At 37.4% G+C, this 20,071-nt stretch carries 22 protein-coding genes; 19 read left to right on the top strand and 3 right to left on the bottom strand.

What is annotated here, in order from left to right; all coding sequences use genetic code 11:
• Positions 1 to 221 precede the first annotated feature (221 nt).
• The 7 genes from C8270_RS15675 (at position 222) to coaD (ending at position 4,323) form a co-directional block, all read left to right on the top strand.
• Positions 222 to 1,295, top strand: coding sequence for a CAP domain-containing protein (locus C8270_RS15675; protein ID WP_106497734.1), 1,074 nt, complete (start codon positions 222 to 224; stop codon positions 1,293 to 1,295).
• A 113-nt stretch (positions 1,296 to 1,408) separates the two neighbouring features.
• Positions 1,409 to 1,810 carry a YlbD family protein gene (locus C8270_RS15670; RefSeq protein WP_106497733.1) on the top strand — a complete coding sequence of 134 codons (402 nt, stop codon included), beginning with the start codon at positions 1,409 to 1,411 and terminating at the stop codon, positions 1,808 to 1,810.
• A 14-nt stretch (positions 1,811 to 1,824) separates the two neighbouring features.
• Complete coding sequence (locus C8270_RS15665; protein WP_106497732.1) at positions 1,825 to 2,058, top strand: YlbE-like family protein; 234 nt, start codon at positions 1,825 to 1,827, stop codon at positions 2,056 to 2,058.
• Between the two features lie 53 nt (positions 2,059 to 2,111).
• The gene (locus C8270_RS15660) at positions 2,112 to 2,555 is read left to right on the top strand and encodes a YlbF family regulator (protein WP_106497731.1); all 444 of its coding nucleotides are present in this window, start codon (positions 2,112 to 2,114) and stop codon (positions 2,553 to 2,555) included.
• A 68-nt stretch (positions 2,556 to 2,623) separates the two neighbouring features.
• Positions 2,624 to 2,899 carry a YlbG family protein gene (locus C8270_RS15655; protein WP_106497730.1) on the top strand — a complete coding sequence of 92 codons (276 nt, stop codon included), beginning with the start codon at positions 2,624 to 2,626 and terminating at the stop codon, positions 2,897 to 2,899.
• A 336-nt stretch (positions 2,900 to 3,235) separates the two neighbouring features.
• A complete protein-coding gene (rsmD, locus tag C8270_RS15650; RefSeq protein WP_106497729.1) occupies positions 3,236 to 3,787 on the top strand; it encodes a 16S rRNA (guanine(966)-N(2))-methyltransferase RsmD in 552 nt (183 codons plus the stop codon).
• Between the two features lie 50 nt (positions 3,788 to 3,837).
• Complete coding sequence (gene coaD, locus C8270_RS15645; RefSeq protein ID WP_106497728.1) at positions 3,838 to 4,323, top strand: pantetheine-phosphate adenylyltransferase; 486 nt, start codon at positions 3,838 to 3,840, stop codon at positions 4,321 to 4,323.
• A 44-nt stretch (positions 4,324 to 4,367) separates the two neighbouring features.
• Here coaD and ylbJ read toward each other — a convergent pair whose 3' ends face one another.
• Positions 4,368 to 5,579: a sporulation integral membrane protein YlbJ gene (gene ylbJ / locus C8270_RS15640; protein WP_106497727.1), complete on the bottom strand. Its 1,212-nt coding sequence runs from the start codon at positions 5,577 to 5,579 to the stop codon at positions 4,368 to 4,370.
• A 241-nt stretch (positions 5,580 to 5,820) separates the two neighbouring features.
• Here ylbJ and C8270_RS15635 point away from each other — a divergent pair, with 241 nt between their 5' ends.
• Entirely contained in the window at positions 5,821 to 6,837 is a 1,017-nt protein-coding gene (locus tag C8270_RS15635) for a SepM family pheromone-processing serine protease (protein ID WP_106497726.1), read from the top strand.
• 688 nt (positions 6,838 to 7,525) lie between these two features.
• Here C8270_RS15635 and C8270_RS15630 read toward each other — a convergent pair.
• The gene (locus C8270_RS15630; RefSeq protein WP_106497725.1) at positions 7,526 to 8,737 is read right to left on the bottom strand and encodes a nucleotidyltransferase; all 1,212 of its coding nucleotides are present in this window, start codon (positions 8,735 to 8,737) and stop codon (positions 7,526 to 7,528) included.
• A 205-nt stretch (positions 8,738 to 8,942) separates the two neighbouring features.
• Between C8270_RS15630 and C8270_RS15625 the strand changes: the two genes are divergently transcribed.
• From C8270_RS15625 to C8270_RS15605, 4 genes are all read left to right on the top strand, one after another.
• Entirely contained in the window at positions 8,943 to 9,473 is a 531-nt protein-coding gene (locus C8270_RS15625; RefSeq protein WP_106497724.1) for a YceD family protein, read from the top strand.
• 46 nt (positions 9,474 to 9,519) lie between these two features.
• Positions 9,520 to 9,696 (top strand): 50S ribosomal protein L32, encoded by a 177-nt coding sequence (gene rpmF / locus C8270_RS15620; RefSeq protein ID WP_106497723.1) that lies wholly within the window; start codon positions 9,520 to 9,522, stop codon positions 9,694 to 9,696.
• 972 nt (positions 9,697 to 10,668) lie between these two features.
• Positions 10,669 to 11,427 (top strand): enoyl-CoA hydratase/isomerase family protein, encoded by a 759-nt coding sequence (locus C8270_RS15610; protein WP_234028579.1) that lies wholly within the window; start codon positions 10,669 to 10,671, stop codon positions 11,425 to 11,427.
• Between the two features lie 100 nt (positions 11,428 to 11,527).
• Positions 11,528 to 12,016, top strand: coding sequence for an RsfA family transcriptional regulator (locus tag C8270_RS15605; protein WP_106497721.1), 489 nt, complete (start codon positions 11,528 to 11,530; stop codon positions 12,014 to 12,016).
• Between the two features lie 95 nt (positions 12,017 to 12,111).
• Here C8270_RS15605 and C8270_RS15600 read toward each other — a convergent pair whose 3' ends face one another.
• Positions 12,112 to 12,597 carry an N-acetyltransferase gene (locus C8270_RS15600; RefSeq protein WP_106497720.1) on the bottom strand — a complete coding sequence of 162 codons (486 nt, stop codon included), beginning with the start codon at positions 12,595 to 12,597 and terminating at the stop codon, positions 12,112 to 12,114.
• Between the two features lie 174 nt (positions 12,598 to 12,771).
• Here C8270_RS15600 and C8270_RS15595 point away from each other — a divergent pair, with 174 nt between their 5' ends.
• From C8270_RS15595 to C8270_RS15565, 7 genes are all read left to right on the top strand, one after another.
• Positions 12,772 to 13,650 (top strand): 2-dehydropantoate 2-reductase, encoded by an 879-nt coding sequence (locus C8270_RS15595; RefSeq protein WP_106497719.1) that lies wholly within the window; start codon positions 12,772 to 12,774, stop codon positions 13,648 to 13,650.
• Positions 13,651 to 13,652: 2 nt separating this feature from the next.
• Positions 13,653 to 14,036 carry a DUF3397 domain-containing protein gene (locus C8270_RS15590; RefSeq protein ID WP_106497718.1) on the top strand — a complete coding sequence of 128 codons (384 nt, stop codon included), beginning with the start codon at positions 13,653 to 13,655 and terminating at the stop codon, positions 14,034 to 14,036.
• 86 nt (positions 14,037 to 14,122) lie between these two features.
• Positions 14,123 to 15,748: a bacillithiol biosynthesis cysteine-adding enzyme BshC gene (bshC, locus tag C8270_RS15585; RefSeq protein WP_106497717.1), complete on the top strand. Its 1,626-nt coding sequence runs from the start codon at positions 14,123 to 14,125 to the stop codon at positions 15,746 to 15,748.
• A 279-nt stretch (positions 15,749 to 16,027) separates the two neighbouring features.
• Positions 16,028 to 16,459 (top strand): division/cell wall cluster transcriptional repressor MraZ, encoded by a 432-nt coding sequence (gene mraZ / locus C8270_RS15580; protein ID WP_106497716.1) that lies wholly within the window; start codon positions 16,028 to 16,030, stop codon positions 16,457 to 16,459.
• A 26-nt stretch (positions 16,460 to 16,485) separates the two neighbouring features.
• Complete coding sequence (gene rsmH, locus C8270_RS15575) at positions 16,486 to 17,466, top strand: 16S rRNA (cytosine(1402)-N(4))-methyltransferase RsmH (RefSeq protein ID WP_106497715.1); 981 nt, start codon at positions 16,486 to 16,488, stop codon at positions 17,464 to 17,466.
• A complete protein-coding gene (gene ftsL / locus C8270_RS15570; RefSeq protein ID WP_106497714.1) occupies positions 17,463 to 17,834 on the top strand; it encodes a cell division protein FtsL in 372 nt (123 codons plus the stop codon). Before rsmH ends, ftsL begins: the two co-directional genes overlap by 4 nt.
• Before the next feature lie 12 nt (positions 17,835 to 17,846).
• Positions 17,847 to 20,042, top strand: a complete 2,196-nt coding sequence (locus C8270_RS15565) for a penicillin-binding protein (protein ID WP_106497713.1) — start codon at positions 17,847 to 17,849, stop codon at positions 20,040 to 20,042.
• Positions 20,043 to 20,071 lie beyond the last annotated feature (29 nt).

The raw sequence follows: 20,071 nt of genomic DNA, 5'->3' as shown, positions 1-20,071 counted from the left end.
TAATCGCAGTCCCAATCTTTTAGAAAACAATCTTTATGTTTACCAAGGTTGTCAAGGCAATTATTAGAAACGTTTCAAGTTTGTCTCAGCTTACTGTTGATCTTATTTTATTGGTGCGAAAGTTGAGTAAATGAGTATAGAGGTTGTTTAATAGTAATTAAATGATAATAGGTTTTTATCATTTGGTGCTTTTAGACACGACATAAAGGGGTAAAGCACTTATGCGTTTAATTAAAATAATTGTATTTTTATTTTTAGTAGTGGTAGTGATAGGTGGATATTATTTATTGGAGAAAAATGACATCTCATCGGATAAGGCAATTGATGATAGTGGGAACGTCCTAAAAGAAAAAGAAAACATGCTGGAATCGAAATCTGTTCCGGAAAAGAAATCACCTAAAATAAAGTTAAAAGGTGAGTTGTTTCAATGGATAGGTAACTCATCAGATGAGTTAAGGGATAGCCTTGGTGATCCTTTTAGAATCGATCAAAGCGCATATGGTTATAGCTGGTGGGTTTATACGGATCAACGCGATCAATATATCCAGTTTGGTGTTCAAGAAGACAAGATTAAAACAATCTATGCAACAGGGAACAATTTATCAACTGCTCCCATACAAATTGGACAATCATATGATTCAATTAACGATCATTTTTCATTTGAAAGAGATGTGACATATACGAAGGGGGTTGCTTCCTATACGTTCCATCTAAATGAGGATGATGTAAAAATGCGTCCATTGGTAAAAATAGCCGATAATGTGTTTGTTCAATGTTATTTTGATACGTTCACAAATAAATTATCCTCTATACGGGTTTTAACAACTGATATTTTGCTGAAACATCAGCCATACAAAATAGAGTATCGTGGAGATTTGCCGGAACAACCTAATTTAACTGATAAAGATTGGGAAAAAATTGAAAGCGGTATGGAACAGCAAATATTTGATATTACAAATGTCATACGGAATCATTTTGATAAGAAACAGGTTCAATGGAATGAAACGGTAAGCGATGTTGCGTTTCTTCACAGTGAAGATATGGCTGAGAACAATTATTTTTCTCATTATAGTAAGAATGGCAATGGATTAAAGGAACGGTTAGCGGATAAAAATGTTTATTATTTTTCAGCAGGTGAAAATATTGCTGCACAGTATCCGGATGCAGCTGCAGCCATGGAAGGATGGTTGAATAGCGAAGGACACCGGGAAGCATTATTAAATAAAGATTACACACATTTAGGTGTCGGGGTATATCATTTTTACTACACACAAAATTTCATTAAAAAACCGTAATGGTAAAAAGCTCATAATTTACTTTATGAGCTTTTTTAGATGTCTTACTCTCACAGAATATAGGTCATTATCATAAAGTAATAGTAATTATATTCATCGGTGGTGAAAAATAAATGGGAGATGAATTGCATCCATCCGTTAAAGAGTTTAAACAATTTTTGGCAAATCATCCTGAGTTGATAAAGGAGATCCGAAAAAACGGCAGATCATGGCAAGAACATTATGAAAAATGGATCCTCTTGGGGGAAGATGATCCATATTGGAAGCAATATAAGGAGGAAACAGAAAAAGAAGCGGACCAAAAAGGGATGAAGAAACAATCTGAACTGTTTAGTCAACTCTTGAAACTTACAGAGAATATGGATATAAATAAAGTTCAACATCAAATAACACAATTGAGTTCAACAATATCCACAATCCAAGAGGTGCTAGGTCAATTTCAAGAAACAAAGGAAACAAAGAAATCATTACCTGAAACGAGAAGTAATCAGCCATTTAATTGGTTTCGAGATTAAGAGGTGAAAAACGTATGCAACCGATATGTTATCAGTATCTTCAATCACATCCACATATAGCAAATTTTGTTCGATTCAACCCAAGTTGGTATCGATATTTGACTAGGGATCCAAACCGTATTACGGAATTGCCAGGTGCGGCTAAAAAATATTATGGAAAAACATTTCCCCAACAGCTTGAAAAAATAAGTAATCAGGTTCAAATGGCGGGAATGCTGGTTCAATTTGCTGATGCTATGAAAGATTAGCTAGCTTTATCATATTCAAATTACATGATATGATAAATGTGGAGGTGAATCTAATGATAGCTACGATGGAATATGTAGACATCCTTGACCGTTGCGAATCACTCGGACAGATGGTTTTGCAATCGGACGTCATGGAGGACTACCAGCGTTCCCGTAAAGCGTTAAATAATGATGAAGAGGCACAAAAGCTGATTAAGGCTTTTATAGATATAAAGGATCAATATGAGGATGTCCAACGTTTTGGTAGATATCATCCGGATTTTAATCAAATTATGAAACGTGTCCGAACAACTAAACGTGCAATGGATATGCATGAAAAAGTAGCAGCGTTTAAAGTTGCGGAACGTAATTTGCAAAAATTGCTGGATGAAATAAGTCAATACGTTGCACAAAGTGTGAGTGATGATATTAAGGCTCCAAAAGATGGCGCTGCATTAAGTGATGGTGGCTGTGGCCATGGAAGTGGAAGCAGTGGTTGCGGATGTCGGGCATCTTAATATTGAATTGATAGATTGATGATAATTTGATACACTATGTTCAAATAAGGTGTAAGTGAGGGCGTAAAATGAGGACAAATCGTCAAGGTATTATCGTTTGGTTTCAGCATATGAAAAATTTGCGGCAAATAAAACGTTATGGTCATTTGATTTATACATCAAAAAAATTAAAATACGCTGTTTTATATGTTGACCAAGGGGACGTAGATGACATAGAGAAGAAGTTACTAAGACTCTCATTTGTCTCTAAGATAGATCGATCATACAAGCCCTTTATTCGAACAAACTATGAGAACGCCAAACCGGACAAAGCGAAGCAATATGATTACAAAATGGGGATATAAAATAAATTACAACAAATCTATCGGGTGATACATATAGTTAAATCCGAGGTTTTTTCAAAAAAAAACCTGCAGAAATTTTTCTGCAGGTCTTTTTGTTTTCTAATTGAAAACAAAAAGGCAAAGGGAGAGGAGAAACCGGAGGAAGAACTTATGGGGAAATGTAAGTCTTCTCCGTGTTTTTGAAACAACCAAGCTAAGTATTAGCTGTCTCACTAATTAAGTATGTACGGGTGAAAAAATTCTATACATTTTATTGTGATTTTTATTCATTTCACTGGTCGCCTCTTTTTTTGATTTGTGGTAAAATGTCGATTAGTAGTAAATAGAGGTGTGCATATGAGAGTTATTGCAGGTACAATGAAAGGACGTCAATTAAAAGCGGTTCCAGGTAAATCAACGCGGCCAACGACTGACAAGGTGAAAGAAGCTGTATTCCAAAGTATTGGCCCTTTTTTTCAAACTGGAATGTGTTTGGATTTATTTGCTGGCAGTGGATCATTGGGAATTGAAGCGATAAGCAGAGGGATGGAAAAAACGATTTTTGTCGATAAACATCCAAAAGCAATACATACCATTTATCAAAATTTAAAGTCACTAAAAATCGAACATAAGGCAGAAGTTTTTCGTACGGATGCTTTTCGTGCGCTTCATGCAGCTGCTAAAAGAGAATTGCAATTTGATTTAATCGTTTTTGATCCACCATATGGAAAGGTTAATTATAATAAGTTTTTAGAGGAAATAGAGGAACTACATTTGTTGAATATTAATGGAATGGTCTATTGTGAGCATGATATGTCAGAAGTAATGCCAGATAACCTTTCTAGTTTAACTATTGTGAAACAAGAAAATTACGGTGGGACAATAGGGGTTACAATTTATCAAAAGTAGAGTGGTGACCTCAACATGGAATGACAAGAAGCATTGGAAGAGGTGTTCAAATGAGTAGATTAGCAATTTGCCCGGGGAGTTTTGATCCCGTTACATATGGCCATTTAGATATAATCCAGCGTGGTGCTAGAATTTTTGATAACGTAATTGTGGCCGTATTTAACAATCAATCCAAAGCCCCGTTATTTTCGGTAGAGGAACGGATAGAATTATTACAGGAAACGACAAAAGACTTGCCTAATGTTTCGGTCGATTCCAGTGATGGGTTATTGATTGATTATGCTAAAGAAGTAAAAGCCAATGCTATATTACGTGGATTACGTGCAGTTAGTGACTTTGAATATGAAATGCAAATCACATCGATGAACCGTAAACTTGATGAGGAGATTGAAACATTTTTTATGATGACGAATAATCAATACTCCTTTTTAAGTTCAAGCATCGTAAAAGAGGTAGCCAAATACAAAGCAGACGTTTCTGACATTGTTCCGGAACCTGTTCAAAAAGCACTAATCAAAAAGTTTAGACGTAACTAAGGTGTAAAGAGGCAGCCCCATTAATTGGAAGCTGCCTCTTTAGATTATTTTTTTGCCTGTTTTCTGCGATATAAAAGTAGCACGGCAATCCCTAAAAAAAGGATCGTAATCAAAGGACCGGTATGTTTCAATAGGTCTAATGCTGTATACCAGCTGTTTTGTTGTACCTCCTGTGATACAGGGATATCTTTCAATTCAAATGCTTGTCGATTAACATATAACGGGTTATATAATAGAACTGTTAATATACTTGCGAAAACTGCATGTAAAAAGCGCGCAAAGAAGTAAGGAGCGAAACGGATATCTGTTTTCGCGATAATGCTTGATACTTGGGCCTGAACGGAAAGTCCATGGAACCCCAGAATAAAACTAACGATAACCATTTGCGCTAATAAATTATCGATCGAGATGTTTGACAACATTTGAGAGCCTAAAGTGATTTCAAATATTCCCGATAAAAACGGCAGAGCTAAATCAACAGGTAATGTTAGAAATTGAAAAAGATGTTTCAACACACTAGCAATTGCTGGCGATATATTCAAAATGTACAATAGTTTTGTGAAGACAGAAAAGAGAATAATAAATCCACCGACCATAACTAATGTTTTTACCGAGTTTATGACTGCATCACCCATAACTTGTCCAAAAGGGCGAGGATCGCTCATTCTGGTTTGATGCATTTCATGAAATGCTCGTTTTAGGGATACCTTCTTTTCCACTGATTGTTTATTTGTTTTCTTTGACCTTCCATAAAATCGCATGCAAATACCCACAAGTGTGTTGCCGATATAGTGGCAAACGATCAGCAGAAGTCCTAGTTTTGGATCATTGAAAAGCCCACCAGCAATTACTCCGATTATAAATAATGGACTCGATGCATTGGTAAACGCTACAAGGCGCTCTCCTTCGATTTGTGAAATTTGTTCCTCTTGGCGTAAATGTACAGATATTTTTGCGCCTGTAGGATAACCGCTAACCATTCCCATTGTCCAGGCAAAGCTCCCAACGCCTGGAACATTAAATATGGGACGCATAATTGGTTCACAAAGCACGCCGATAAAACTGACAACGCCAAAACTTATTAATAACTCAGCAATTATAAAAAAAGGTAGCAATGTCGGAAATACACTCTCCCACCAAATGCTAAGTCCGCGAATACTAGCTTCGGAAGCTTGATCAGGAACTGTTAGTATTGCAAATGCGATAAATCCTGTTATTCCAGCTAATAATAGTGTTTTTATAATTTGCCTCAACATAAAGCCCCCTAATGAAGTGCTAGCTCTGTACTTCTTTTTTTGATCGTAGTAGAATAATTTTAGTTCACAATTAAAAAAGCAAATGTGAAAATTAACAATCATAATTTGTACGACGTTTGATAAAAAAGCTAATTTTGATTGTACAAGTCTATATCAATATACGCACATACCCCTGTCATTTATGCCATACTCTTTTTGTAGAGGGTGTATAGTCAGTTGGGGTTATGGAAGGAGTTATACTGTGAAGATAACGAAGCGTCATATAATATCGTTCATTATTGTTGTAGCAATTGCCTTTTTTCTATCTGCATATAAGTTACCGTACTATATTTACAAACCGGGTGGAGCAGATGCATTAAATCCAATTGTCGCCGTTGATGGTGGGCATGAGAGTGCTGGTGATATGCACTTAGTAACTGTAAGAGGGGGACAAGCAACTCCGGTACAGTATGTGTGGGCTAAGCTACTGCCACACCACGAGGTATTACCAATAAGTCAGGTTAGGCCTGAAGGAATTACCGAGGACGAATATTTTCATGTCCAATTACAGATGATGGAGAACTCTCAGGAAGCATCTACAGTAGTAGCATATAAAGCGGCTAATGAAGATATTTCAATTGATTATAATGGTGTTTACGTTGTGTCTGTTATCAAGGGAATGCCTGCTGAGAGTAAGTTAAAAATGGGTGATCGGATTACCAGCATTGATGGAAAAGTAATTGAGGAAACAGATGATTTGATTTCTTATGTTGAGAATAAAAGTGCTGGTGATACAATTTCAATTGAATTTGAGCGAGACGATGAAACAATGACAAAAGAAATTGAATTGGAATCTTTTAAAGAATTAGATAATAAAGTAGGGATTGGCATTCAATTGGTAACTGATCGTAGTGTTAGCGTTGATCCCGATGTCAATTTTTCCAGCGGTAGTATTGGCGGTCCAAGTGCTGGGCTAATGTTTTCCTTAGAAATTTATGATCAACTGACAGAAGCGGATTTAACACATGGATATCAAATTGCCGGAACGGGAGAAATTGATTATAACGGGAATGTTGGACGAATCGGTGGCATTGATAAAAAAGTTATTGCTGCGGATGATGAAGGCTGTAAAGTATTTTTTGCACCTAATGAAAATGGTGCAGCTGATTCCAACTATGAGGTAGCAAAGGAAACAGCAGAGGAAATCGGAACCGATATGAAGGTTGTTCCTGTAGATACATTTGATGATGCCTTAACATACTTAAAAAAGCTTAAATAAAGGTTCTTCTCGTAATGTTTGTTGCTTTTTAATTTTGTAGTTGATATAAACAGCGATACAGTGACAATTCTTTTTTGTGACACTTTCTCTCACTCAAATGTGGGTTAAGTGCTTGAAACCGCTACGGCAGAATACTTCGCTTTCCGTGGGCACGGCCTCAGCCTCCTCGAAAGCAAAGAGCGCTTCCTGCGGGGTCTTCGGACACGTGCTGTTCCCACAGGAGTCTACGTATTCTGCCTCCGCTAGCAGTGATTTTCTAGCTAGAGAGAGTAGTTATTCAATCAATGTTTCACGGTTTTCCTCTCATTTGAATAGAAAGTTTTTTTAGGCTTGAGGAAAATCCGAGCCTCCTTGAAAATGAAATACACATTTTCTTCGTGCGGTTCAGATTCAAGGATGTCTCTTCAAGTCTTATGGGAAGGGAACAGTCTGAAGACACCAAAGTGAGCGGTTTTTGCTCACGAGGAGGCTGAAGCGTTCCCCATGGAAAGCGAGTATTTCCCCCAAGCCGCGAATTACCACTCACCTTGTAAAGGACGGGAGGAAGTCAACTAAAGTTACTTCGCAGTTTATATCCGTTGTGAATAGAAAAACAAATGTTTTCGGAGGGGCGAGTAATCGCATTCCTAATCTTTTAGAAAACAGCCTAAATAAATAAGGGTCTGTCCCCTCTTTAGGGGATAGACCCTTATATCATAATTGGCGGCTGAAGTTCCTGTCGACGTAGCTGTTGCCTAATCGTTGGAGGAAGAATACTATAATAAGCAGCAGTAGCTTTCTCTTCAAGCGATAACATAGGTGGATTCGTTCGACTTAGGTTTGAAATCAGTGGCACATCCGTCTGCTTTTTGGCTTTATTAAGGTATGCTCTACCTGTTTCTGTTAGTCCTAGAATACGCACATATGGGATTGAGGATAGATTGGTAAGTCTATCCATATCTTGCTTCTTTGTATTTGTTAAAATATGGACAAACATCCGTTGCAGCCTTGTCCACGTGTAGCGTTTTGTTTTAATAGCCTTGACCCATTCAGTAAATGAGGTTGCAGTCTTTGCTGTTTTTTTGATGCGATACTCCAACCCCTCATCAACCCCTTGGATCGCTCTTAGTTCAGTTTTGGACATGGTCATCACACGATAATGTAATAGATTAAAATACGCTTCCCAATGATGCCAGCATGAAGCAGTATGATAATACCTTTCTAGCTCCTCTTTGGTTGCCTTAGGAATTGTTTCTGCAATTTCCGGTGTGATTTTTCCAGAAGTAAAAAGTTGTTTCCGAATACTTGTTGCACTGGCGATAGAGCTAGTGATTGTTTCATCATGATAACCACTTTTGCTTCGCTTGATTGTTAACGGCTCAATTGGTAGACTATTTTCCAAAATTGCTTTTACATAACTAAATCCTAAGATGTTATTTGGCTTTGCTAAATCCATACCTGCCGTGGTTAAGCCGATTTTTTGATAAGCTAATCTACTTGCTTCAGGGTAAGCCATCCCCTGATTTAACTGTTCTTTTAATGTTTCCCTAAACAAATCCTTGCGCTCATAAAATGTGTGGTATCCCGTAACGAAATCACTGATCATACCTGATTCACTACCAAAGCAGATTGAATCAATTCCTAATGCGTGAAGTGTTAAAATTGACCCTTTGGCAAATAAGTCACTGCTCTGTACTGCAAACACGTATGGTAACTCAACAACGATGTCAATGCCACTGGCAAGAGCCGCGTTTGTGCGGTGAAATTTATCGATGATTGCGGGCTCACCTCGCTGCAAGAAAGAGCCGCTCATGACTGTGATCATGCAATCGGCTTTAGAGACTTTTTTCGCTTCTTCTAGATGATATACATGCCCATTATGAAATGGATTATACTCGACGATTAAACCACATGCTTTCATCTGTTCAACTCCTAATTATGTATGTTATCATTTAGTTTAACAAAAAACGTTAACAATAGCATAACACGAATCTGATTAGTGTATCTTAGTAATGGAATGCTAGAGACAAAGATTCTTCTTTTTTTCGCAATCTGTAAAGAAAATATGTTGACAAAAGTCTAATTTCCTTTTAAAATAACTTTTGTTGCTCTTTGAGGTGATAAGGATGAAATTTTCGGTAAGTCAACTTAAACGAAGTACGTTAAATGGGCCTTTTACGTTTGATGATGTTGATGATGTTTCGGAATTAGAAACAATGAACAATGATATTCGAAAAATAGACCTGGTTCATGTTTATGGAGAATGTACTATACAAGGGGAACAACTTATTTTTTCTTTTACCATAAATGGCAAAATGATTTTACCTTGTGCTAGAACGTTGGTTGATGTGCCATATCCGTTTGATATTAAGGCACTTGAGGTGTTTACACTATCTGATTTTTATGGTGAAGAAGAAGAGGAAAATGAAATTCATCCAATAGACGGGGAAATGCTTGACTTAACCCCCTATATAAAGGAAAATATCTTATTAGAGGTTCCATTTCGAGTGTTCTCCGATGATGCAAAAGCTAAAGGAGATGCCCCGGTGAAAGGCGATGGATGGGAATTTATTTCTGAAGAGGAAACTGAAAAAACGATCGATCCTCGTTTGAAAAAATTGGAGTCCTTATTTGATAATAATGAGAAAGAAAAATAAGAAGAATTAATTCGAATTTGACTTTCGTTTGAAGGAGGTGTAAGACATGGCAGTACCTAAAAGAAGAACTTCTAAAAAAGTTAAAAACCAACGTCGTACTCATAAAAAATTACACACACCTGGCATGGTAGAATGCTCAAATTGTGGTGAATTAACAAAACCACACCATGTTTGCAAATCTTGTGGACAATATGACGGAAAAGAAGTTGTAAGCAATATCTAATTTTCCTTGATAGTAAAACAGATCACTTTTCATAGTGGTCTGTTTTTTTGTACATGAAAATTTCTATGTATTTAGTCAACTTTCGCAGCGTGAAATGGACAAATAAGCCTTGATAGAATAAGGAAGGATGGAGGTTAACTGCTCAAGTTGACTTTGGATTAATCACATTTAATCCGTCTGTGACTGCTAGACTCTTTTCTATAAGTACGCGCATTTGCCGCCGTCCGAGATCGCTCCGGGTGGATGCTTTCCACGGGCACGGCCTCAGCCTCCTCGAGAAAACCACTCTGCGGGGTCTTCGGACACGTGCTATTCCCGCAGGACAAGGAAGGCTTCGACAGCACTACATCGCACGCAGAAAATCGGTCTGTATTTTCAAGGAGTCACCACCCTCCACTCACCCGGACTAGTGAAGCGGTAGAATGTGGCTTGGTAGAACATATACTACTACAGTTAATGGTAGTAAATGCAAAACCAGTGGAGGAAATACGCGGAGACTCCAGTGGGAGGAAAGGCCTAGGCGAGACCCCGCAGAGCAGAATGGGAACAAAGGCTAAGATCGCCACGTCCTGTGGCAACGCCTTCGTGACCAACGTCGTGTTGGCCTGAGGAGGCTCAGCAGCCGCCCACGGAAAGCGTAGTGTATTTCCGGAACGGCGAGGGCGCAATTTTTTAGTTACTGCGCATTTTATATATAAATCAACAAATACTTTCGATGGGACGAGTAATCGCAGTCCCAATCTTTTAGAAAACAATCTTTATGTTTACCAAGGTTGTCAAGGCAATTATTAGAAACGTTTCAAGTTTGTCTCAGCTAACTGTTGATCTTATTTTATTGGTGCGAAAATTTCTATGTATTTAGTGTACGTCAACCTTCACCATTTACTATTAGTATTAGAGATTGGGTAAATGCCGAGTTTTTTTAAGATATATGCTATGATATCAGTATATTGGATGAAAGAGGGATCAACGTTGGATACTGTAAAATATCACGTACATAAAGAAGGATATGTTGAAATTAAACTTAACCGCCCAGAGAAAAGAAATGCTATATCAGGGGAAATGAGAACAGATTTGAAAGAGGCCATACAACGGGCAAAACAAGAACCAATTTCATGCCTTGTGATTACAGGGACAGGAGATGAAGTGTTTTGCGCCGGCGGGGATTTAAAGGAATTACATGGGGATTTGACAACAGAAGAAGCCTTTAGCCAGTTGTACGAAATGAAAGAGGTGCTTTATGAAATTGCTGCATTTCCGGTTCCAACTATTTGTTTGTTAAATGGCAATGCATTAGGTGGAGGATGTGAACTTGCTGCTGCCTGTGATGTGCGAATTGCGAAAGATACTGCTACATTCGGGTTTGTACAAACAAAACTTGGAATAACACCAGGTTGGGGAGGCGGCGTCCTCTTATATGAAAGCGTCCATGCTAGTTTCGCGTTCCATTGGTTAATGGCTGCGGAAATTTATGATGCCAGGTATTTACAAGAACAAGGATTTATCCATAAGGTTGTTGAAAAAGCAGATTGGAATAACCATGAAAAATTACTAGAACCATATGTGACAAAATCATTTGAACAAATGAAATTAATAAAGAGACAGTATTTGAAGAAAATATCAATTTTAAGTTTGTCCTCTTTAATGGACGAAGAGGTTCGGGTGTGTGCTAATCTTTGGGAATCACCTGCACATAAAAAAGCTGTAGGAAAATTTTTGGCACGAAAATAGCTAACCTTAGCAGAATTACTTTTAAAAATAGTAAAACAGTTATTCTATCACTCCTACTTTTTGCATACATTTTATAGCAAACAATGTAAGGAGGGGTGTTATGGAAGCAACACGTCAAGATGCATGGACGAAGGATGAAGATGTTATTTTAGCAGAAACAGTAATTCGCTATATTAGAGAGGGCCAAACACAACTAGAGGCTTTTAAAGATGTGGCAAAGCAGTTGTCCCGTACATCTGCTGCTTGTGGGTTTCGATGGAATGCAACCATACGTAAGCATTATCAAGATGCTATTCATAATGCAAAAGAAGAACGCAAACAAGCCGGAAGAAAAACAACATCGTGGAGCTATGTGGAGCCATCAGATTATGTGGATAAAGATCCAATAGCAACAGCTATATCACTATTGGAAAAAATGAAAATAAATTATTCTGCGGAAAATCAGCTAACCCAAAAGGAACAAGAGAAAATTATTAAACATCTCGAACAGGAAAATGAAAAATTAAAAGCTCAGTTACAACGCTATGAAGGGGCATGGCAAGAAATGGGGAAGTTGTGGGATTGGGTAACTGATCAAACGAAAGAATAAGGAATTATCATATTGATAGTTGATTAATTAGGAAAAAAGACATGAATGTGAATAATCGTCATTCATGTCTTTTACTTTTAATAAGCAATTACTATTTAGTTTGATTTTAGATCTTTTTCGTTTACTCCATCGGGCATCCAAATTAATGGGTTTTCTCCAAAATCGCGTTCCATTTCGTACTTCGCTTTTTGGAAACCCATTTTCTCCCAGAAACCTTGGGAGTTAATACGAGGGTTTGTTTTGATAGGCAGATTGTAGCTTTTAGCAAATTCAACCAAAGCCTTACCATAATTGTTTCCTCTATAATCCGGTAGCACCTCGAGCTTCCACAGTACTAAGTAATCATGTGCTGGTTCAAAATACAGATCGTATTTTTTATCCACCTTGTACAAGCTCATACGGGCCACAAGTGCATTACCGAAATAAATACCGTAAAATGGTGATTCGCTATCATTTTCCACAATGTTGCTTTGTAAATCCTCTAACATGGATAATTCTTGATTCCCATATTCTTTGAATCGCTTGAATTTCTCCAATGTTTTATAATTAATCAGTAGTTTCTCAACCTTTACATCGTTCATAATCCATTGTCCCCCTTATCGTTAGAATTATTTTAATTCACTTTTCGTGTTTATTCTTTTATTATAATATAAATAGACACGGAATGAAATCAACTTGGCAGGAAAAAAGATTGAGCTTTAACGGAAAACGAAGCTGTTTGATACAATGAAAAAAAAAAAGGGGGAGATAGGCGAATGAAGATTGGGATTATTGGCGGGGGATCTATCGGTTTACTGTTGAGCTGGTATCTTTCTGGTGTGCATGAAGTCACTATTTATGTGCGAAGTACTCAGCAAAAAAAATCGATTAATGAGTATGGGATTAGTCACACACAGCACTCTGTTCCCCGGACAGTGCCAGCATTGTTAACGGAAGAATTAGGGCAAGAAGATTGTTATATTGTCTGTGTTAAACAACCACAGCTTACAAATGTAGTGCCGTACATAACAAAAATCGTATCAAAAACACCTCTTATTTTTTTACAAAATGGGATGGCACACATTGACCAGATAAAAAATATCGCTGTGCCAGTATTTCTGGGAATTGTCGAGCATGGTGCACAGCGGCTAAATAGTTGTACGGTTGCACATACGGGGCAAGGACTGATCAAGCTGGCCACCTATAATGAGAAACGAGAAATGCTAAAAGCAGTAGTTACGAATTTAAATCAACCGAAATTTCCAATTCGAATGGAGAATGATTGGTTATCTATGCTTGGTGAAAAATTAGTCGTTAATGCAGTTATTAACCCATTAACAGCTTTGTTTGAAGTTCAAAATGGGGAAGTGATCCGCAACCCCTATATTGTCTCGATAGCAAAGGAATTATGTCATGAGGCATCTATGGTGCTTGGGCTACCTTTTTTGGAACAATGGAAGCACGTCCTCACCGTAGCTGAAAAAACTAAGGAAAATGTGTCATCAATGTGGAAAGATCTTAAGGAAAACCAACAGACGGAAAATGAGGCGATTTCAGGCTTCTTACTAAACCGCGCTAGACAGAATATTCCATATACATCATTTGTATACAACGGCATTAGAGCGCTGGAAAGGAAAAAGGGGATTAAAGATTAGGTATGTTTGATATTGTTGTTTATTTTATCGCGTTTTTGGTCACAGTACCTATCATTGCGACTTGGATTGTCTATCAAATTTCAGTAAAAATCCATCGGCAAAAATGGCGAGCGATTCACATTGCTGTCAACTGGACGACCATTTTGTACATACTAGCTGTTATTGGTCTTTTTACCGTTGTTTTTAACCACGGCTTTACTGGTTGGATTTTAGTTTTCTTAATGATGGTCCTTTCTTTTATTATTTTTTTGCAATGGAAAACAAAGATGGAGGTTGAATTTAAGCGTGCATTTAAAGGGTTTTGGCGATTTTCATTTTTGTTATTTTCGTTTTTATACATATGTTTAGTATTAATCGGGCTAATGCAACAGATTTTCTTGCTTTAACAAAACAGATTACATGAAATTTTTCATTGTTTTATGTACAATACGTAGTGGACAATACTCATTATGTTTAAAGGAGCATGTAATCTATGCGGATTGACCCTATTCAATTACAAAAACAATCTAAATTAATGAACGATTACCGTTCAAATGAGATACAAATAATGAACTACTTCGATTATCAACCTTTTTTGCAATCTACATACCAAACCAGGGTCCAGGATTTAAAAGGGCGTGTTTTTAATAGAGAGCAACTCACAAAAACGCTAACCGTTATAAATAACCAATGGGATGCTCCTGATTCTACATATAAAAACATTGAAAGATTAAAGGAAAACAATAGTGTAGTTGTTATTGGTGGTCAGCAAGCGGGGCTTTTAACAGGACCACTGTATACGATAAATAAAATCATTTCGATCATTCAGTTAGCCCGTCAACAAGAGGAGGCACTAGGAGTACCTGTTGTACCTGTCTTCTGGATAGCTGGTGAGGACCATGATTTTGATGAAATCAATCATATTTTTTTACCAGAAGTTCCGGAGATGAAAAAGATTAAATTATTGCAACGTGTTGTTGGAAAAATGTCTGTATCAGCTATTGAAAAAGATGATGTGACTGCAAATCAATGGATCGATCATTTATTTGAGCAGTTAGTAGAAACAGGGGATACAGCGAAAATATATGACACCATCAAAACGTGCTTAAATAAATCGGCGACATATGTTGATTTCTTTGCTCGGATCATTTACCAATTATTTGCGGAGGAAGGGGTTGTACTCGTTGACTCAGCACATCCTGAATTACGCAGGATAGAGAGTGAGCATTTCCTAATGATGCTGGAATATCAACCTAAAATCAGTGAAGGGGTATTTAACTGTGAGCAACAACTGAATCAATCTGGTTATGCTATTTCATTAGGTGTTGAGCCTGAAGATGCGCATCTTTTCTACGATCATGGCAATGAGCGAATTTTATTAACACGTAATCGTTCAGGGGAATGGGTAGGTAAACAGAATGAGGTTTCCCTAACTACAGAGGAATTGGTTACTATCGCCAAAACAGAGCCAGAACGCTTAAGTAATAATGTTGTCACTAGGCCTTTAATGCAGGAATTGCTTTTTCCGAGTTTAGCGTTTATTGGTGGTCCTGGTGAAATCAGTTATTGGTCAGCACTAAAACCTGCTTTTCACGCATTAAACATGAGCATGCCGCCTGTCGTGCCGCGTTTATCTTTTACATTTATGGAACGAAATGTGGAAAAATTAATAAATAAATACGGAATAACAGGGGATCAGGCAGTTAACCAAGGTGTGATCAAGGAACGAGGGAATTGGTTGGCGTCCCAAAGTAATCCGCCAATTAAACAAATGACAGAGCAAATTAAACGTGTAGTGGAGGAAGCGCATCAACCACTTCGAGAAACTGCAAAGAGTTTCCGCGCGGATTTGGGGGAACTGGCCGATAAGAATTTAGCTTACGTATTTCGTGATATCGAGTATTTAGGAACGAGACTAACGAAAGCCCTTGAAGAGAAATATGCAAAAGAACTATATGAATTTGATGTGATTAATACTACATTACATCCTAATAATGGGTTACAAGAACGAGTTTGGAATCCATTACCATTGATTAATCGATATGGTATCAACTTCATAAAACAATTAACAGAAACGTCTTGTTCGTTTGAAAATGAACATTACCTTGTCTACATGTGATAGTTTTTGGTTCCACCACTTTTTACCACAAAAAGAAAAATGCTGTCTTTCTTAGCTTGGAATCGTATGTTTGAGTGTATTAAAAATGCTGGTATATGAAAATTGCCACCTGTTTTTAGTCATGATTAATCATACGACCAACTTAGGAGAGACAGCTTTTTTTGCTCTTCTCCTATGACTATTTGCCTAATTTTTGAGACGACAAAATTTATTTTAAAATTAAGTGGTGAATTGTGGGAGGATGTGGTAAGATAGGAACATGAAAGTGGGGAGAACCATATGTTCATGGGTGAATTTCAACATAACATTGATACAAAGGGGAGAATTATTGTCCCTGCTAAGTTCCGGGAAGAGCTTGGTGATAGCTTTGTTGTAACCCGTGGACTTGATAAATGTTTATTTGCCTATCCCATGGAGGAATGGAAACTGCTGGAAGAAAAGCTAAAAAAACTTCCACTTACCAAGAAAGATGCTAGAGCATTCACACGTTTTTTCTTTTCAGGTGCGGTCGAATGCGAAATAGACAAACAGGGCAGAATAAATATCCCACAGCCTTTAAGAAACTACGCAACTTTAAATAAGGAATGTGTAGTTATCGGCGTATCAAATCGCATTGAATTTTGGGCAAGTGAAAATTGGGATGATTATTTCAATGACTCTGAAGAATCATTTGCTGAGATTGCCGAAAATTTGATGGACTTTGATATTTAATTTGAAGCAAAAAAGCAGGTGTAATTATGTTTGAACATTATAGTGTTTTAAAAAATGAGGCGGTTGATGGTTTGGCAATTAAACCAAATGGTACATACGTCGATTGTACAGTTGGTGGAGGAGGACATTCGGAGCAAATTGCTTCCAGATTAAATGAAAATGGATTGCTTGTTGCTTTTGATCAGGATGAAGATGCATTGGCTGCGGCACAGACAAGGCTGGCATCATACCAGGACAAAATCACATTCATCCGAGCGAATTTCCGCAGTCTCGAACAAAAACTTCAAGAATATAATGTTGAGCATGTTGATGGTATTTTGTTTGACCTTGGTGTTTCATCTCCGCAATTAGATCGTGGAGAGCGAGGGTTTAGTTATCAACATGATGCCGAGCTAGATATGCGTATGAATCAGGACCAAGACTTAACTGCATTTGAGGTTGTCAACACATGGTCGTATGAAAACTTAGTGAAAATTTTCTTTAAATACGGTGAAGAAAAGTTTTCAAAACAAATAGCAAGAAAAATTGAAGCACATAGGTCCACAAAGCAAATCCACACGACACATCAATTGGTTGAAATTATCAAGGAGGCAATCCCTGCACCTGCACGAAGAAAAGGCGGTCATCCAGCAAAACGGATTTTTCAAGCATTAAGGATTGCAGTGAATGATGAATTGGCTGCTTTTAATGATGCATTGCACCAAGCTGCAAGAGTTATCTCTGTGCATGGACGGATTTCGGTGATCACTTTTCATTCACTTGAAGATCGGCTATGTAAACAAGCCTTCAAAAAATGGAGCACCACGAAACAAGTACCAAAAAATTTGCCCGTTCTCCCAGCAGATCATGTAGCGCCATTTAACTTAATAACAAGGAAACCAATAAATCCGAGTGATCAGGAATTAACGTTAAATCGTCGGTCTCGATCAGCAAAATTACGTATTGTCGAGAAAATTAATCCATGGAATGAAGATTTTACATATGAGGAAGGGTGGAAAAAATCATGAGTGAGAATAGTGCTCGCAAATGGGAACAAACATATTCAACACATGCCCCAAAAGAGAAACAAGTTTCAGTCGTACGTAAGACAAGCTGGATTACAAAGGGTGAAAAAATGTTGTATTCGGTCGTATGTATTTGTTTAATTGCGGCGGGAATATATATGGTTTCTTTTTCATCCTCAACTGATAGCATGAATCGAAATTTACAGTCAATCGAACAGACGGTACAGAAACAGAAAGTGAAGAATGAGGGTCTACTTTATGAAAAGAAAGAATTATCAAGACCAGAACGTATTACATCAATAGCTAAAAAACATGGGTTGAAAATACAAGATGCAGAAATTAAACAAGCAAGTGTACTAAACAACAACTAAGGCGGTTGTGTTATGAAAAAAAATAAGATGACACACTTCATGTCAGGAATCTTGATCCTTCTATTTGTTTCGATCTTTTTAATTTTAATGGGAAGGTTTCTTTATATTCAATCAACAGGCGAAATTAATGGTGTTTCCCTTGACGAGTGGGCAGATCAGAAACGGACAGCATCCTATTCCTTAAATGCGGATAGAGGCAAAATTTTTGATAATAATGGCATGACACTTGCCTATGATCGCCCAACATTTCGTATTTATGCAATTGTTAATAAAAAATACTCGATAAACTCTGAGGAGCCACACCATGTGAAAGATCCGGAAAGAACTGCGGAAGTGTTGGCTCCTTTATTAGATGTAGATGAAAGTTTTATTCTTGACATAATACAAAATGGTATTAAGGAAGGGAAGGACCAAGTTGAATTTGGGACTCCTGGTAAAGAACTTTCTCAAAATACAAAAGATAAAATTGATGAATTGGATTTACCTGGAATTAAATTTATAAAGGAATCTATTCGATATTATCCTAATGGCATGTTTGCCTCACAAATTCTCGGCTTCGCACGAAAGCAAGAAGGTGAAATAACAGGTGTCACAGGAATTGAGAGTGAAATGAACAAAATTTTGAGTGGTGAAGACGGACACATTTCTTACCAACGAGACAAATATAATACAAAACTTTTAGATCCAAATGAAGTAATTAAAAAACCGAAGAATGGTGACAATGTTTCTTTAACGATCGATCAAAAGGTTCAGACATTATTAGAAGATGTTATGTCTCAAGTGGATAAAAAATACGAACCGGAACGAATGACCGCTATTGTGATGAATCCGAAAACAGGCGAAATAGTGGCGATGAGTAATCGGCCAAGTTATAACCCTAATAACCCAAAAGATGTTGAGAATTGGTATAATGATGCGATATCAACACCATTTGAGCCGGGATCAACGATGAAAATGTTTACATGGGCAGCAGCAATTGAAGAAGGTGTTTATAAGGGGAATGAATGGTTTGAGTCGGGTAGCTACAAAATCAGCGACAGAAATAAACCAATTCGCGATTGGAAACAATCATGGGGCTCTATTACATATGATGAAGGATTTCAACGTTCATCTAATGTCGCTGCGGCTAAACTGGCATGGGAGAAAATTGGTCCGGAAAAATACTTGGATTATTTAAAAGCGTTTGATTTTGATCAAGAAACAGGAATTGATTTACCTGGAGAAGTACCTGGACAGATATTGTATAATTGGCCAATTGAAAAAGTAACGACTGCATTTGGACAAGGCACCACCATGACGCCGATTCAGCAAATGAAAGCAGCTTCGGCAATTGCAAATGATGGGAAAATGGTTAAACCATACGTTATTTCGAAAATTACCGATTCAGCAACAGGAAAAGTTATCAAAGAAAAATCACCAGAAGTAGTTGGTCACCCAATTTCTAAAGAAACAGCAAAACAAGTAAGAGATTTAATGGGAACAGTTGTAACTGGAGAAAACGGGACAGGTAAAATTTATAATTTGGAAGGTTACTCAGTGGCTGGTAAAACAGGAACGGCACAAATTCCCGATTATGAAAATGGTGGCTATTTAATAGGACAGGAAAACTATACATTTTCATTTTTAGGTATGGCACCAAAAGACAATCCAGAACTGATGATGTATGTGTCGGTGAAACAACCGAATTTAGACGAGGAAAACTATGAATCTGGTTCTGTGCCGGTTTCGATTGTTTTTAATAATGTGATGAAAAATAGTTTGCGTTATTTAAATATCGAACCGGATAAAGAGGGGGATAAAGCAGTTAAATCGATTAATGTGCCAAAAGTAAAAGGTGAAAATACAAAAACACTTAAAAAAACGCTTACCGATCTTGGGTTACGTGTAACGATTGTGGGATCAGGAGATAAAATAGTAGAAGCAAATGCGGTAAAAGGGGATAAATTACTGCAGAATGACCGGATCATTTTACTAACGGATAAACCAACAATGCCAAATATTACAGGCTGGTCGATGCGAGATGTATTGCAACTAGCAGATTTATTGCAGGTGAGAGTCGAAACCTTGGGAAATGGCTACGTTATTAGTCAAAATATCAAGGAAGGAACAACCGTGAAAAAAAATGATTATTTAGGTGTTGAACTCGCGCTCCCAAATGAAGAGAAGACAGATGAAAAGGAAACAGAAGATTCACAAGCACAAGATTAAAATAGCAATAACGAACCTTAAGAAACAGT

Source organism: Lentibacillus sp. Marseille-P4043, from assembly GCF_900258515.1.
In the GTDB taxonomy this organism is placed as follows: domain Bacteria; phylum Bacillota; class Bacilli; order Bacillales; family Amphibacillaceae; genus Lentibacillus_C.
The sequence above is the reverse complement of the archived record's forward strand: the minus strand, read 5'-3'. Positions and strand labels throughout refer to the sequence as shown.